Annotated in this window: 14 protein-coding genes; 4 read left to right on the top strand and 10 right to left on the bottom strand. The window is 65.2% G+C overall.

Annotation, left to right across the window (positions count from 1 at the left end; genetic code table 11):
* Positions 1-40: 40 nt before the first annotated feature.
* From EEB15_RS19370 to EEB15_RS19345, 6 genes are all read right to left on the bottom strand, one after another.
* Positions 41-1,105, bottom strand: coding sequence for a TRAP transporter substrate-binding protein (locus EEB15_RS19370; RefSeq protein WP_141511523.1), 1,065 nt, complete (start codon positions 1,103-1,105; stop codon positions 41-43).
* 72 nt (positions 1,106-1,177) lie between these two features.
* On the bottom strand, positions 1,178-2,494 hold the full coding sequence (locus tag EEB15_RS19365; RefSeq protein WP_141511522.1) for a TRAP transporter large permease: 1,317 nt from the start codon (positions 2,492-2,494) through the stop codon (positions 1,178-1,180).
* Entirely contained in the window at positions 2,491-2,970 is a 480-nt protein-coding gene (locus EEB15_RS19360; RefSeq protein WP_141511521.1) for a TRAP transporter small permease, read from the bottom strand. Before EEB15_RS19360 ends, EEB15_RS19365 begins: the two co-directional genes overlap by 4 nt.
* 111 nt (positions 2,971-3,081) lie before the next feature.
* Complete coding sequence (locus EEB15_RS19355; RefSeq protein WP_141511520.1) at positions 3,082-3,783, bottom strand: fumarylacetoacetate hydrolase family protein; 702 nt, start codon at positions 3,781-3,783, stop codon at positions 3,082-3,084.
* Complete coding sequence (gene gtdA / locus EEB15_RS19350; protein WP_141511519.1) at positions 3,780-4,814, bottom strand: gentisate 1,2-dioxygenase; 1,035 nt, start codon at positions 4,812-4,814, stop codon at positions 3,780-3,782. The genes EEB15_RS19355 and gtdA overlap by 4 nt, the downstream gene beginning before the upstream one ends.
* 67 nt (positions 4,815-4,881) lie before the next feature.
* Entirely contained in the window at positions 4,882-6,078 is a 1,197-nt protein-coding gene (locus tag EEB15_RS19345; protein WP_141511518.1) for a 3-hydroxybenzoate 6-monooxygenase, read from the bottom strand.
* Positions 6,079-6,168: 90 nt separating this feature from the next.
* On the opposite strand from EEB15_RS19345, the gene EEB15_RS19340 reads away from it, so the two are divergent.
* On the top strand, positions 6,169-6,606 hold the full coding sequence (locus EEB15_RS19340; protein WP_141511517.1) for a MarR family winged helix-turn-helix transcriptional regulator: 438 nt from the start codon (positions 6,169-6,171) through the stop codon (positions 6,604-6,606).
* Positions 6,607-6,620: 14 nt separating this feature from the next.
* Here EEB15_RS19340 and EEB15_RS19335 read toward each other — a convergent pair whose 3' ends face one another.
* The 3 genes from EEB15_RS19335 to EEB15_RS19325 are packed head-to-tail and all read right to left on the bottom strand — an operon-like array spanning position 6,621 to position 9,804.
* Positions 6,621-6,947 carry a 2Fe-2S iron-sulfur cluster-binding protein gene (locus tag EEB15_RS19335; RefSeq protein ID WP_141511516.1) on the bottom strand — a complete coding sequence of 109 codons (327 nt, stop codon included), beginning with the start codon at positions 6,945-6,947 and terminating at the stop codon, positions 6,621-6,623.
* A complete protein-coding gene (locus tag EEB15_RS19330) occupies positions 6,947-8,425 on the bottom strand; it encodes a glutamine synthetase family protein (protein WP_141511515.1) in 1,479 nt (492 codons plus the stop codon). Before EEB15_RS19330 ends, EEB15_RS19335 begins: the two co-directional genes overlap by 1 nt.
* Positions 8,422-9,804, bottom strand: a complete 1,383-nt coding sequence (locus EEB15_RS19325) for a Rieske 2Fe-2S domain-containing protein (RefSeq protein WP_141511514.1) — start codon at positions 9,802-9,804, stop codon at positions 8,422-8,424. The genes EEB15_RS19330 and EEB15_RS19325 overlap by 4 nt, the downstream gene beginning before the upstream one ends.
* Before the next feature lie 114 nt (positions 9,805-9,918).
* Here EEB15_RS19325 and maiA point away from each other — a divergent pair, with 114 nt between their 5' ends.
* Both maiA and pgeF read left to right on the top strand, forming a co-directional pair.
* Positions 9,919-10,560 carry a maleylacetoacetate isomerase gene (gene maiA, locus EEB15_RS19320; RefSeq protein ID WP_141511513.1) on the top strand — a complete coding sequence of 214 codons (642 nt, stop codon included), beginning with the start codon at positions 9,919-9,921 and terminating at the stop codon, positions 10,558-10,560.
* A complete protein-coding gene (gene pgeF, locus EEB15_RS19315) occupies positions 10,561-11,304 on the top strand; it encodes a peptidoglycan editing factor PgeF (protein ID WP_141511512.1) in 744 nt (247 codons plus the stop codon). It abuts the gene before it with no gap.
* Here the strand turns inward: pgeF and EEB15_RS34275 are convergent.
* Entirely contained in the window at positions 11,236-11,523 is a 288-nt protein-coding gene (locus tag EEB15_RS34275) for a hypothetical protein (protein WP_141511511.1), read from the bottom strand. The genes pgeF and EEB15_RS34275 overlap by 69 nt on opposite strands.
* Before the next feature lie 88 nt (positions 11,524-11,611).
* Here EEB15_RS34275 and EEB15_RS19305 point away from each other — a divergent pair, with 88 nt between their 5' ends.
* Complete coding sequence (locus EEB15_RS19305) at positions 11,612-13,303, top strand: alpha/beta hydrolase (RefSeq protein ID WP_141511510.1); 1,692 nt, start codon at positions 11,612-11,614, stop codon at positions 13,301-13,303.
* Positions 13,304-13,349: the final 46 nt, after the last annotated feature.

Here is a 13,349-nt window from a genome sequence, read left to right as displayed (position 1 = left end):
TGACAAATGACCAGCACAGTCATTCGTCATTCGTCATCTGTCATTTCTTCGCGGGTGCAGCGGCCTTGCCGTGCTTTTCGATCAATGCGCGGGCGGTCTCGAGCAGCTTCTTGCCGTCGTGGCCGCGCTTGTTCATGTCTTCGACCCATTCGACTTCGACCAGGCGCGACTTGCGCTTGAATTCCTGCGCGTCGGCGGCCGGGATGGTGTAGATCGTGTTCTTGCGGTCTTCCGCCGCCTTGCGGCCATTCGGGTCGTTACCCTGCTGCACCTTGCCCAGCCAGCCCGAGGTGGCCATGCCGGAGTTGTTGTCGATGACCTTCTTCAGGTCGGGCGCGAGCGAGTTGTACTTGGCTTTGTTCATCGCCATCACGAAGGTCGTGGTGTACAGGGCGCCGCCGGCCGGCTCGAACTCGCTGTGGAACTTGGTGAGTTCGTGGACCTTGACCGAAGGCACGACTTCCCAGGGAATGACGCAGCCTTCGATGGTGCCCTTGGACAGCGCATCGGGAATCTGTGGCAGTGGCATGCCCACCGGCGTTGCGCCGAGGTAGCCCAGCATCTTGGTGATCTGGCGCGTCGGTCCGCGCACCTTCATGCCCTTCAGGTCGTCCGCCGTCTTGATCAGCTTTTCCTTGGTATGGAACATGCCGGGACCGTGCACGTGCAGGGCGAGCACCTGGACGTCCTTGAATTCGTCCGGTGCCATCGTCTGGAAGTACTCCCAATACGCCTTGGACGTGGCTTCGGCGTTGTTCATGATGAACGGCAGCTCGAACACTTCGATGCGCGGGAAGCGCCCGGCCGTGTTGGCGGGCAGGGTCCAGACGATGTCGACCACGCCGTCCTTGGCCTGGTCATAGAGCTGCACGGGCGTGCCACCCAACTGCATGGCGGGATAGGCCTCGAACTTGATGCGGCCGCCGGACTCCTTCTCGACCTTGTCCATCCAGGGCTTGTGCATGCTCAGCCACACGTTGGACTGTGGCGCCATGAAGGTGTGGAACTTGAGGGTCACGGCCTGCTGGGCGAGGGCGCTCAGCCCCGGCGCGCCGAGTGTCACGGCAGCAGCGGAGGACTTGAGGAGGGTACGGCGTTGGATCATGTTGTTCTCCAGGAAGGGTGCTAACTTAACGCAGGGTGCGGGACCGGGACTTCGGGGCTTTCCCTCAACGGGTCAATTGATGTACTTCACCAGCCAGAGCGAAATGGCGGGGAAGAAGAGCAGCAGCAGGGTGCGCAGCGTGTCGCTGATCAGGAAGGGCATCACGCCGCGGTAGCTTTCGCCGATCGGGACATCCTTTGCCATGCCGTTGACGACATACACGTTCAGGCCGACCGGCGGCGCGAGCAGGCCAAACCCCACCGTCATCAGCACCATGATGCCGAACCAGATCGCCACCGATTCCTTGGGCATGCCGAAGTCCAGGCCCATCACCATCGGGAAGAAGATCGGGATGGTGAGCAGGATCATCGAGAGCTCGTCCATCACCGCGCCCAGCACCACGTAGAAGAGCAGAATGGCGGCCACCACGGCCACCGGTGCCAAGCCCCAGCCGGCCACCACGGCCGCGAGCTGATTCGGAACCTGCGTCAGGGCGAGCGCCGAGTTCATCAGGTCGGCGCCGATGAAGATCATGAAGATCATCGCCGAGCTTTCGGCCGTCGCGTAGAAGCATTGCTTGAACTTGGCCCAGGTGATCTCGCGCTTGATCAAGGCCGCGACGAAGGTGGAAGCGGCGCCGACGGCCGCGCCCTCCGTTGGCGTGAACAGCCCCCCGTAGATGCCGCCAAAGACGATGGTGAAGACGATCGCGATGGGCAGAATGCCCCAGAGGGCCTCCAGCGTGAATCGGGGCGCCTCGTCGTGCTCGGGTGCATGGCCGGGCACGACTCGCACGTAGATGGCGATGGCGATCATGTAGCCGACCATCGCGATGATCCCCGGGATCATCGCAGCGGCGAACAGCTTGGCGATGTTCTGCTCGGCCAGGATAGCGTAGATCACCAGCGGCACGGAAGGCGGGATGAGGATGCCCAGTGTGCCGCCTGCGGCCAGCGTGCCCGTGGCGAGGCGGCCCGAATAGCCGTGGCGCTTCATCTCCGGCAGCGCCACGGAAGTGATGGTGGCGGCCGTGGCCACGGAAGATCCGCAGATCGCGCCGAATGCGGCGCAGGCCATGACGGCGGCCATCGCCAGCCCGCCCTTGAAGCGCGACATCACCACGCTCGCAAAACCGAACAGCGCCTTGGAGATGCCACCCTGCGTCGCGAAATTGCCCATCAGGATGAACAGCGGAATCACCGAGAGGTCGTAGCTCGCGAAGCGGGCGAAGGCCTGGGTGTTCAGAAAGCTCGCCAGCGGGGCCCAACCGGCCTGGAGCACATAGCCGATGCAACCGGCGACGAACATGGACACGGCGATGGGCGCGCGCAGCGCCATCAACAGCAGCATGATGCCGAAGATGAGAAGGGTGAGAACCAGCGGGCTCATTCGGTGACCCCTTCGACCGTGAACCCGCGCACGCTTTGGGCTAGCCCGATCACGGCCGTCAGCACCAGCGGCGGAACCATGGCGGCATAAACCACCCATTCCGGAAAGCCCAGCATCATCGTCCCCGAGTTGGTGTCGTAGGCGTTGAGCCCACCCAGCGTCGCACGCCACGCCAAGAGCGCCATCATGGCGGCCAGCAGCAGGGCGCCGGCGCGATCCAGGCCGGCGTTCGTTCGCTCACTGGCCTTGGCGGTGAAGAAGTCGACGATGATGTTGCCGCGCCTGAGTTGGCACCAGGGCATGAACAGCGCGATGGCCGCACCCGCCGCGACGCCCGTCAGTTCGAAATCGCCCGCCAGCGTGGCGCCGAACAGGTTGCGGCCGATGAGGCTCACGCACGTGATGAGCGTGATCGTCGTCAGCAGGACGCCGGCCAGGATGGCGCACAGCTTGGCCAGTTTTTCTAGGACGCGCAAACGGTTTCTCCTCTTTGCGGGATTGTCGAACCCGCCCCGCGGCGCGGCGGCCTGCGTCGGGACAGTTGCGCGATTATCGAACAAGCCGTCCGATCAACGCGCACCCAGCCTTCAAGCGCCTGTGATCCGGACCGAAAGCGTCTCCAGCCCGGCGATGCCCCCTACCAGCGTATCGCCCTCGACCACGGCAGCGACGCCTTCCGGCGTGCCGCTGTAGATCAGGTCGCCGGGCGCCAGGTCCCAGGCGGCGGAGACGTGCTCGATGATCTCGCCGATGTTCCAGATCAACTTGGCAACATTGCTGCGTTGCTTGTCCTTGCCGTTGACCTGGAGGTAGATCTCCGCATTGGCCACGTCACCGGCCTGCGCGGCGGGTGTGATCGGGCCGATCGGTGCCGATTGCTCGAAAGCCTTGCCGATGCACCACGGGCGGCCCTGCTTCTTCATCTCGCCTTGCAGGTCCCGCCGCGTCATGTCCAGGCCCACGGCATAGCCCCAGATGTGCTTGTGCGCGTCGGCGGCCTTGATGTTCCTGCCGCCGATGCCGATGGCCAGGACCAGCTCGATTTCGTGTTGCAGGTCCTTGGTGAGCGTGGGGTAGGCCACGGTGCCCGTCTCGCCCGCGTTCACCGGCACTGCCGTGTCGGCGGGCTTCAGGAAGAAGAACGGCGGCTCGCGGCCGGTGAAACCCATCTCCTTGGCGTGCTCGACGTAGTTGCGGCCCACGCAGTAGATGCGGTGCACCGGAAAACGTTCGGTGCGCCCGACCACCGGCACCGACGCGGCCGGTGCGGGATTGAAAACATAGCTCATGACAACCTCTCTTCTTGGTGGATGCCCAGCGCCTGGTGCACCGGGCGGTCGGAAAAACTGAATAGCACGCAGCCACGCTCCGACGTGAAGCGGGCAGTGTGCCATGACGGCACGACGAAATGGTCGTGCGGCCCGAAGGCGTAGCGCCATGTCTGAGCGCCATGCTCGATGACGGCTTCGCCTTCGCCTTCGACCACGCTGTACACGGCGCCGTCGGTCTGGCGCCACGGCTTGCCCACGAATCCGGCGGGCAGTTTCTGCATGAACGTGGCCATCGTGGGCATGGGCGCGCCGCCGGTGAGCGGGTTGAGGTAGCGCAGCTTGACGCCGTCCCAGGCGTCGACCGGTGCGTCGCGCTCCAGCCGCTCCAGCGCTTCACGGCTGCGTTCGTACGGGTAGCTGAAGATGGGGGATGTCTTGCCGAACGGCGCATCGTGCCGCACAGGCGCCATGTTGTGGCCGTAGCGCGCAAGGCTGGTGCCCTCGGCGCGGCTCACGGCCTGCGACTTGCTGGCGCCGTTCTCCGCGAAGCCGGCGTCGAAGAAGCGGATCATCGGGATGTCGAGGCCGTCGAGCCAGACCACCGGCGCATCTCCGTCGTGCCCATGGTCGTGAAAGGTCCAGCTGGGCGTGATGATGAAATCCCCGGGACGCATCGTTGTCCGCTCACCGTCCACGGCCGTGTAGGCGCCAGAGCCTTCGACGATGAAGCGCAGCGCGCTTTGGGTGTGGCGATGGCTGGGCGCCACTTCGCCCGGCAGGATCAACTGCAGGCCCGCGTAGAGCGATTGCGTGATCGCGGACTGGCCGCGCAGCGCGGGGTTCTCGAGGATCAACACGCGGCGCACTGCTTCTTCCGCCGTGATGGCTTCGCCCGCGCGCATCAGGAAGGGCCGCACCTCGTCGTACTTCCACAGCGCCGGCACGCACGGGGTGGCCGGCTGCTGCGGCACCAGCGAATGCAGGACCTCCCACAGGGGGGTGAGGTGGTGGGGCGCCATGTCCCGATAAAGCTGTTCGCGAATGTTCATTTCAAATACTTCTTCCCAGGTAGGCGCCTTCGGTCTCCAGGCGCGATTGCAATGCCGCCGTGTTGACTCATGTGTCGAACAGGTTGGCGGGAGATATGCCGTCGTACATCCACTTCAGGCCCGCGAATCCAGCCGACTCCTTGCCGCTCTGGAACATCTGGTTGCGCAGTTCGCGCTGCACGCCGGCGGCGTGGTAGATATCGCCATAGAAACGCGCCGTCAATTGCACGCGCCCGGTTCGCAGGTAGCGGGCTTGCTGGTACTTCTGGAAGGCTTCTTGCACATTTCCATCCGTGAAGCGCAGCGCCTCGCCCAGCACCACTGCGTCCTCGATGGCCTGGCCCGCGCCCTGCGCGAGGTATTGCAGCATCGGATGCGCGGCGTCGCCCAGCAGCGTGACTCGCCCGTCGCTCCAGTTCTTCACCGGATCGCGGTCGCACAGCACCCACATCTTCCAGGTCTCGATCTTGCCGAGCAGTTCGCGCACTTGCGGCACGGCTTGCGCAAAGCGCTCGTTGAGTTCGGCGGTGTCGCCGAAGGTGTTCCAGCCCTCGTCGTATTTGTTGCTGTGGAAAACGGCGACCAGGTTGAACAACTCGCCGCGGCGCAGGGGGTAGTGCACCAGGTGTGTCTTCTCGCCGCCCCAGAGCTGCACGTCGTCGCTCCACAGGTGCGCGGGCACGTCCTCGCGCTTGAGGACCGCGCGGTAGGCGATGTGGCCCGATACGCGCGGCTTGCCGTCGCCGACCACGGCTTCACGGATGCGGCTCCACAGGCCATCGGCGCCAATGAGTGCATCGCCGCGCAGCTGCTCGCCGCCCGCTAGCCGCACCGTGATGCCTTCGCCGTCCTGGGCGAACGACTCGACCTTGCTCGACGTGCGGAGGACGACGCCGGGCAAGGCCTTGCAGGCATCGAGGAAGACCTGGTGCAGGTCGGCCCGGTAGATCACGCCATACGGATAGCCGTACGCAGCCCGCGCCACGTCGCCGAGCGGCACGCGCACGACCTTCTCGCCCGTGCGTACGTCGTTCATCCCGAGCCCGGTGGGGAAGAACGCGACCTGGTTGACTGCCTCGGTGAGGCCCAGGTATTCGAACATCTTGAAGATGTTGGGGCCGAGCTGGATGCCGGCGCCGATCTCGCCGAACGCTGCGGATTGCTCGAGCACAGTGACGCGATGGCCAGCGCGCGCAAGCACGTGGGCCGCGGCGAGCCCGCCAATGCCGCCGCCCGCGACGATCACGTTCAAGGGCTTGGCCATTCGATGCTGTCTCCGTGTGTTTTGGAAAAAAGATAAGCATACATATTATTTGTCGCAACTGCAAGCGCCGGCCGTCGCTACACTCGCCGCATGGCAAAGAGCTTCGATTTCCAGCATGCACCCGGCCACCTCATCCGGCGGGCGCACCAGGTGGCCGTGGCGATCTTCATGGAGGAGACCGGTGGGTTCGATGTGACACCGGTGCAGTTCGCGATCCTGAATGCATTGATCGAAGACCCGGGCGAAGACCAGGTCACCCTGGCCGGCAAGGTCGCCTTCGACGCCGCGACGTTCGGCTCGGTCATCGGCCGGCTGGAGGCCAAGGGCTGGGTTCGCCGCGAGCCGGATGCGGTGGACCGCCGCCGGAAGCTCTTGTGGGTCACACCCGAGGGCGAGGAAGCAGCGCTGCAGATGAAGCGCGCCGTCGGCAAGGCGCAGAGCCGCATCGTCTCGCCACTGGAGGCGGCGGAGCGACAGCAACTGGTGAACTTGCTCGGCAAGCTCGTGGCCGGCCACGAGTCAGGCTGACGCCGGCAGGCGCTTCAGTACTGGTTGGCCGGCAGGTCCGCAGTCAGGCCGTCCAACCCTTCGGTGAGCGCGATCTGGCATGACAGGCGGCTGTTCGCGCGGCGCGGCGAGGCGGTGAACCCGAGCATGGCGTCCTCATCGGCGCTGCGCGGCGGCAACCGGCCGGCATACGGTTCGTGCACATAGACATGGCAAGTGCCGCACGTCATCATGCCGCCGCATTCGCCTTCGATGCCCTTCACGTTGGCCGCCACCGCGGCCTGCATCAGGCTCTGGCCGGTTTTGCATTGAAGGTCGAGCGGCGCGGCAGCGCCATCGGGGACAAGGTGAACGGTGATCATCAAAAACGGCTGAAGTATTCGCGCCGCTGAAAGTCCTCTTTGTCCTCCGCCTCGTCCCAGCGCGTGAGCTCTTGCTGCTTGATGCGGCTGAAGTAGCGGACGAACGGTTCCCCCAGCGCAGCGGTGAGGACGGTGTCGGCGTCCAGCGCTGCCAGCGCCTCGCCCAGGCTGGTGGGCAGCATCTGCGCGCCGGTGGCGTAGGGTGCATCGGTGGCGGGTGGCGCCTTCAGCCGGCGTTCCAGGCCGTCGAGGCCCGCATGAATTTGCGAGGCCATGTACAGATAGGGGTTGGCCGCCGGCTCGCCGATGCGGTTCTCGATGCGGGTGGACGCGTCGCCGCACTCGCCGATGACGCGCAGCATCGCGCCGCGGTTGTCACGCCCCCACAGCACGGCTTGCGGAGCCAGTGCGTTGGGCCGGAAACGGCCGAAGCCGTTGACAGTGGGCGTGCAGAACACCGCCATCGCGCGCGCGTGTTCGAGCAGGCCGGCCAGGTAGTGCTCGCCGGGTTCCGACAGGGTGTAGCGGGCGTCCGCGGGCGTGCTGCCTTGAAGCGGCGCGTCGCACATGAAAATGTTCTTGCCGCTCTTCGCATCGACCAGCGACTGGTGCAGGTGCCAGCCACTGGACATGATGTTCGGAAACGGCGGCCGGCACATGAAGCTCGCGTGGTAGCCCGCGCGGCGCAGGGCCTGCTTCACGCCATTGCGGAACAGCACCATGTTGTCGGCGGCCGTGAGGGCGTCGGTGACGTCGAACACAGCCTCCACCTGGCTGGGCCCAAGCTCGATTTCCAGCGAGAGCAACGGCAGGCCCAGCGCCTGCGCGGTGTGCTGCACGATGCGCAGCGGCTCCTCGGCCATGTCGAACCAGGCTTCGTTGAGGAGGTTGTAGCCGGGGTGGACCATGCTCACCGCCGGCGGGGGGCCGGGCCAGCCGGCTTGCATGGGATCGAGCTGCGCCCGCGTGTCTTCGATGCGGTAGATGTGGAACTCGATCTCGAGGCCGCACTTCATCGCCAGGCCCGCGTCATCGAGCCGCGCCAGCGCGCGCTGCAATACGCGGCGCGTGTCCAGCTCCACCGGTGCGCCATTCTGGAACCACGGTTGGCTCAGTACCCAGCCGGTCCCGGGCGTCCACGGCAACTGCCGGAAGCTGGATGGCTCCGCCAGCAGCAAAAGGTTGCTCGCGAATTCGAATCCCGGCAGCTCGGCGACCCCGCCCGGCTCGAAGATCTTGAACGCCGTGCGGTCGGAGCTGTCCTTGAGCATCAGGCTGCTCACCATGCCCACGCCTTCTTCCATCGCCCGCTTCGCTGCGGACGCGACCAGGGTCTTGCCGCGCGTGACGCCGTGCAGATCGCACCAGGCGAAGCGCATCAGCTCCAGCCCGGTGGCGTCGATCGTCCGCGCCGTCTTGCGCAGCGCCTGTTCGCGCCGTTCGTCGTGGATGCCGCAGCGCTGCGCGAAGGTGGTCATGCGGCAACCGCGGGCGTCGCCGCTGCCGCCCAGGGTGCCTTGTCGCGTTTCGCGCGCGCCTGTTCGCGCCACCATTGCGGCCACGTGCCCGCGGGTGCGATGCCGTCGACGGTGTCGGGCCCCGCGATGGCCCCAGCCTGCGCACCGTCGGCAACACCGGGGGCCGTGCCGCCCGATTGAACTGCCTCGATCGCCTTCAAGAGGTTGCGGCGGTTGGCCATGATGACCTTGTCGCTGGTGCCCAGGTGCTCGAGGGTCCGGTCCTGGATGGGCCCCATGCTTTCGACCGCCCACTGGTCGTGAACGTTGATGTCGTCTTCGCCCATGCCGAGGTAGGTGCGCGTCATTTGCTCTTCGGCGTTGAAGCCCCAGTTGTTGTGCCGTCCGGCCTTGGGGATGTAGTCCGGCAAACTGATGTACTGCAGCCGCTGGTTGCGCATCGCTTCCTTGTCCACCGGGCCGCCGAAGCTGGTGAAGACGGTGTACCAATAGGTGTGGGTGTCGTCCACCGGCAGGTGCATCTGCGTGATGGTCAGCGTTTCGGACAGCGGGATCACGAAGGTGTGCGGGAAGACCGCCTGCGTGACGCGCACGTGCGTCAGCTGTTCGGTCATGGGGCGCAAGGCCGTGAGCTGCAGCCCCCAGGGCGTGGGCTCGAAGCTGATCTCGGGCTGGTGGAACTCGCGCATGATGCGCGTCATCGGCCAGCGCTCGCCGCCCGCATCGCCGGCGCTGGCGCTGCGGAACTGCTTGCCGCCGGCGTTGTCACCGATGTTCTCCAGCGCTTCGTCCTGCAGGTAGCGATGCAGGAAAGAAGGGTGGGCCGGGTCGATGCCGACTTCGAAAGCCTGCAGCCAGTTGCATTGCCACAGCCCCTTGAAGGCGAAGGTGTGCGACGCGGGCGCGGCGAAGCAATCGAAAGCGGGGAAGGGCGGCGGCGTCGTGCCCTCATCGCCCAGCCATGCGAACACGATGCCGCTCTTTTCCAGCACCGGGTAGCTGCGTTGCCGCACGCGCTCGCACAGTTTGCTGCCCGCGGGCTCGGCCGGCGTCTCCATGCAGCGGCCGTCCGCTGCGAATTTCCAGCCGTGGAACGGGCAGCGCAGGCCATCGCCTTCGTTGCGGCCGAAGGACAGGTCCGCGCCGCGATGCGGGCAGGCACGGTCGAGAAGGCCGAACTGCCCCTGCGCGTCCTTGAAGAGCACCAGGTCTTGCCCCAGCGCGCGCAGAGCCTTGACGGGACGCTGCGCCATGCGCGGGTCCAGCGCCGGATCGAATTCATCCACCAGCGCCACCGGTTGCCAGTAGCTGCGCATCACGGCGCCGCAGGCCGTGCCGGGACCGATGCGTGTCAAGAGTTCGTTCTGGTCGGACTTCATCAAGGGTTCCTGCCGGGGGTGCTGCCAATGGAAAAACCAGTGTAAGGCGACTTCGCCGCGCTCGCCAGGCGAGGAGGGGCGCGCATGGGGCCGATCAGGGTTTATCCTTCTCGCATGAAGCTATACAACTACTTCCGATCTTCCGCGTCTTTCCGGGTCCGCATCGCGCTGGAACTCAAGGGGCTTTCGTACGACTACCTTCCCGTCCACCTGGTGAAGGGCGAGCACAAGCAGGCGGACTACGCCGCCGTGTCGCCCACGCTGCTGGTGCCCACGCTGGAGCTCGACACGGGCGAGCACCTCGGGCAATCGATGGCCATCATCGAGTACCTGGACGAGACCCATCCCGAGCCGGCGCTGCTGCCACGTGACGCGCTGGGCCGCGCCCACGTCCGGGCGCTGGCGCAACTGATTGCGTGCGAAATCCACCCGCTGAACAACCTGCGCGTGCTCAAGTACCTCACGCGCGAGTTGAAGGTGGAGGAAGAGGCCAAGAACACCTGGTACCGGCACTGGGTACGCGACGGGCTGGAGGCCTTCGAGCGCGAACTGTCGCGCCTGCCTGCCTCGACGTTTTGCTACGGCGACACGCCCACACTGGCCGACTGCTGCCTGGTGCCGCAGATTTTCAACGGCAAGCGGTTCAACTGTGATTTCGCTGGCCTGCCGCGGACCATGGCCGCGTTCGACGCCTGCATGGCGCATCCCGCCTTCCAGAAGGCGCAGCCTTCGAGCTGCCCGGACAACGAGAACTGAATGTCATTTCCCGCCGACTGGATCGTGCCGGATTGGCCCGCGCCGCGGAACGTCCGCGCAATCTGTACCTCGCGGGCAGGCGGGGTCTCCATCGCGCCTTATGACAGCCTGAACCTGGGCGACCACGTGGGCGACGATCCCGCTGCGGTGCGCCGCAACCGCCAGGTCTTCAATGACGCGCTTGGCGCACGGCCCGTGTTCCTTGCGCAGGTGCACGGCGTCAAGACTGCCTCGCTGTCACCGGAAACGCCCGACGGCACAACGGCGGACGGATGCGTCACCGGGCACAGGGGCGTCGCCTGCACGATCATGGTCGCCGACTGTTTGCCCGTGCTGCTCACCGACGTGCGTGGCACTGCCGTTGGCGCCGCGCACGCGGGCTGGCGTGGTTTGGCCGAGGGCGTGATCGAAGCCGCCGTGACGGCGATGCCGCGCGGCGAGCGCATGGCATGGCTTGGCCCGTGCATCGGCCCCGATGCGTTCGAAGTGGGTGCGGAAGTGCGAGACGCGTTCGTTTCGCGGGACGCCAGCGCGGCACAGTACTTCAAGACGCATGGTGAAGGCAAGTTCCTGGCGGACTTGCCCGGGCTCGCGCGGCAGCGATTGCAGGCGCTGGGCGTGACTGCGATCTATGGCAATGACAGCAGCACCCCGTGGTGCACCGTCAGCAATCCTTCAAGGTTCTTTTCGCACCGGAGGGACCGCGTCAGCGGCCGGCTCGCCGCCTCCGTCTGGCTGGCGTGACTCTTGCGCCGCGTGCTTCGCCAACTCATCCGCTTCCCGCGCCCTGATCGCTTTTCTGCGTGCGGGCGTGCCGATCAAATAGATCACCAACGAGACAGGACCGACGCCGTAGAGTACAAAGGTGAAGAACGCACCGACGACGGAGCCCACCGGGCTGGTGGCTTCGGCGACGGCCATCATGAGCGCGACATACAGCCAGGCGATAACGATCAGATACATCGATGGGAGGCTAATTGATGTTGCACTGCAGCATGAGAACTGAGATACTTCGGGTAAACCCGGATAAAACGGGATACAGGAGACAAAGATGAATTCTGAACCAGTCTGGGCGCAGGCCGCCCAGCAGTTCCAGCAGACCTTCGGCGACCAGTGGGGCAAGGCCCTCCAGTCGTTCGGCGGGCTTGACCTGGGGCAAGGCATGTCCAACATGCCCCAACTGAGCTTTTCCCCCGAGAAACTGCAGGCGTTGCAGCAGGCGTACCTGTCCGAGGCCGCCGAGCTGTGGAACACGGGGCTCACGGCGAGCCCCACCGCAGTCGACAAACGCTTTTCGGCGGACGCATGGGCGTCCAACCCCGTCGCCGCGTTTTCCGCTTCGGTCTATTTGTTGAACGCCCGCACCTTGCTCGGATTGGCGGAAGCAGCCGAAACAGACGCGAAGACCAAGGCGAAACTGCGCTTTGCTGTCGAGCAGTTCATGGCGGCGTCCGCCCCCAGCAACTTCATGTGCCTCAACGCCGAAGCGCAGAAGAAGGCGATTGAAACGAAGGGCGAAAGCATAGCCAAGGGCGTGCAGAACCTGCTCAAGGACATCCAGCAGGGCCACGTCTCGATGACCGACGAGAGCCTGTTCGAGGTCGGCAAGAACGTCGCCACCACCGAAGGCGCCGTGGTGTTCGAAAACGACCTGTTCCAGCTGATCGAATACAAGCCGCTCACGGCGAAGGTCTACGAAAAGCCGTTCCTCGTGGTGCCGCCGTGCATCAACAAGTTTTATATCCTCGACCTGCAGCCGGAAAATTCGCTGATCCGTCACCTCGTGGCCGAGGGCCATCGGACGTTCGTGATCAGCTGGCGCAACCCGGACGACTCGCTCCAGGACAAGACCTGGGACGACTACGTCGGCGACGGCCCGATCAAGGCCATCGAAGTGGTGCAGGAGATCAGCGGCGCGAAGGAGATCAATGCACTGGGCTTCTGCGTCGGCGGCACGCTGCTGGGCACGTCGCTCGCGGTGCTGGCTGCGCGCGGTGAAAAGCCGGTGGCGTCGGCCACTTTGCTCACCACCTTCCTCGACTTCAGCGACACGGGCATTCTCGACCTCTTCGTCGACGAAGCCTTCGTCAAATTCCGCGAGATGCAATTGAGCCGCGGCGGCATCCTGAAGGGCCAGGAGCTCGCGTCCACCTTCAGCTTCCTGCGCCCGAACGACCTGGTCTGGAACTACGTCGTCGGCAATTACCTCAAGGGTGAAACGCCGCCGCCGTTCGACCTGTTGTACTGGAACAGTGACTCCACCAACCTGCCGGGGCCGATGTACACCTGGTACCTGCGCAACACCTACTTCGAGAACAACCTCGTGAAGCCGGGCAAGGTCACGGTCTGCGGCGAGAAGGTGGACTTGTCGAACGTCGATATCCCGGTCTACATCTACGGCTCGCGCGAAGACCACATCGTCCCCATCGGCGGCGCGTACGCATCGACGCAGCACTTGCCGGGCAAGAAGCGCTTCGTGATGGGCGCGTCGGGCCACATCGCCGGCGTGATCAACCCGCCGTCCAAGAACAAGCGGTCCTACTGGACCAACGACAAGTTGCCCAAGACGCACGAGGAGTGGGTCAAGGGCGCGAAAGAACATCCCGGCAGCTGGTGGACCGACTGGTCGAGCTGGCTGAAACCCCACGCGGGCAAGCAAATTGCTGCGCCCAAGAGCTACGGCAAGGGCAAGTACAAGGCCATCGAGCCCGCGCCCGGCCGGTACGTAAGAGCCAAGGCTTGACCGGCCTTCGCGTTCAGGAACACATTACACAAGTCACCCTTCAGGA

This window comes from Ramlibacter sp. WS9 (genome assembly GCF_003797765.1).
In the GTDB taxonomy this organism is placed as follows: Bacteria; Pseudomonadota; Gammaproteobacteria; order Burkholderiales; family Burkholderiaceae_C; genus Ramlibacter.
Note: the sequence above shows the minus strand (reverse complement) of the source record. Positions and strands in the feature narration are given on the sequence as shown.

Excerpts from the sequence above, each read along its gene's own strand:
- EEB15_RS19330 (WP_141511515.1), bottom strand. The coding sequence starts at position 8,425 with ATGACCACCTTCGCGCAGCGCTGCGGCATCCACGACGAACGGCGCGAA.
- EEB15_RS19340 (WP_141511517.1), top strand. The coding sequence starts at position 6,169 with ATGGCAAAGAGCTTCGATTTCCAGCATGCACCCGGCCACCTCATCCGG.
- pgeF (WP_141511512.1), top strand. The coding sequence starts at position 10,561 with ATGTCATTTCCCGCCGACTGGATCGTGCCGGATTGGCCCGCGCCGCGG.
- EEB15_RS19355 (WP_141511520.1), bottom strand. The coding sequence starts at position 3,783 with ATGAGCTATGTTTTCAATCCCGCACCGGCCGCGTCGGTGCCGGTGGTC.
- EEB15_RS19335 (WP_141511516.1), bottom strand. The coding sequence starts at position 6,947 with ATGATCACCGTTCACCTTGTCCCCGATGGCGCTGCCGCGCCGCTCGAC.
- EEB15_RS19370 (WP_141511523.1), bottom strand. The coding sequence starts at position 1,105 with ATGATCCAACGCCGTACCCTCCTCAAGTCCTCCGCTGCTGCCGTGACA.
- EEB15_RS19325 (WP_141511514.1), bottom strand. The coding sequence starts at position 9,804 with ATGAAGTCCGACCAGAACGAACTCTTGACACGCATCGGTCCCGGCACG.
- EEB15_RS19305 (WP_141511510.1), top strand. The coding sequence starts at position 11,612 with ATGAATTCTGAACCAGTCTGGGCGCAGGCCGCCCAGCAGTTCCAGCAG.
- maiA (WP_141511513.1), top strand. The coding sequence starts at position 9,919 with ATGAAGCTATACAACTACTTCCGATCTTCCGCGTCTTTCCGGGTCCGC.
- EEB15_RS19345 (WP_141511518.1), bottom strand. The coding sequence starts at position 6,078 with ATGGCCAAGCCCTTGAACGTGATCGTCGCGGGCGGCGGCATTGGCGGG.
- gtdA (WP_141511519.1), bottom strand. The coding sequence starts at position 4,814 with ATGAACATTCGCGAACAGCTTTATCGGGACATGGCGCCCCACCACCTC.
- EEB15_RS19365 (WP_141511522.1), bottom strand. The coding sequence starts at position 2,494 with ATGAGCCCGCTGGTTCTCACCCTTCTCATCTTCGGCATCATGCTGCTG.
- EEB15_RS34275 (WP_141511511.1), bottom strand. The coding sequence starts at position 11,523 with ATGTATCTGATCGTTATCGCCTGGCTGTATGTCGCGCTCATGATGGCC.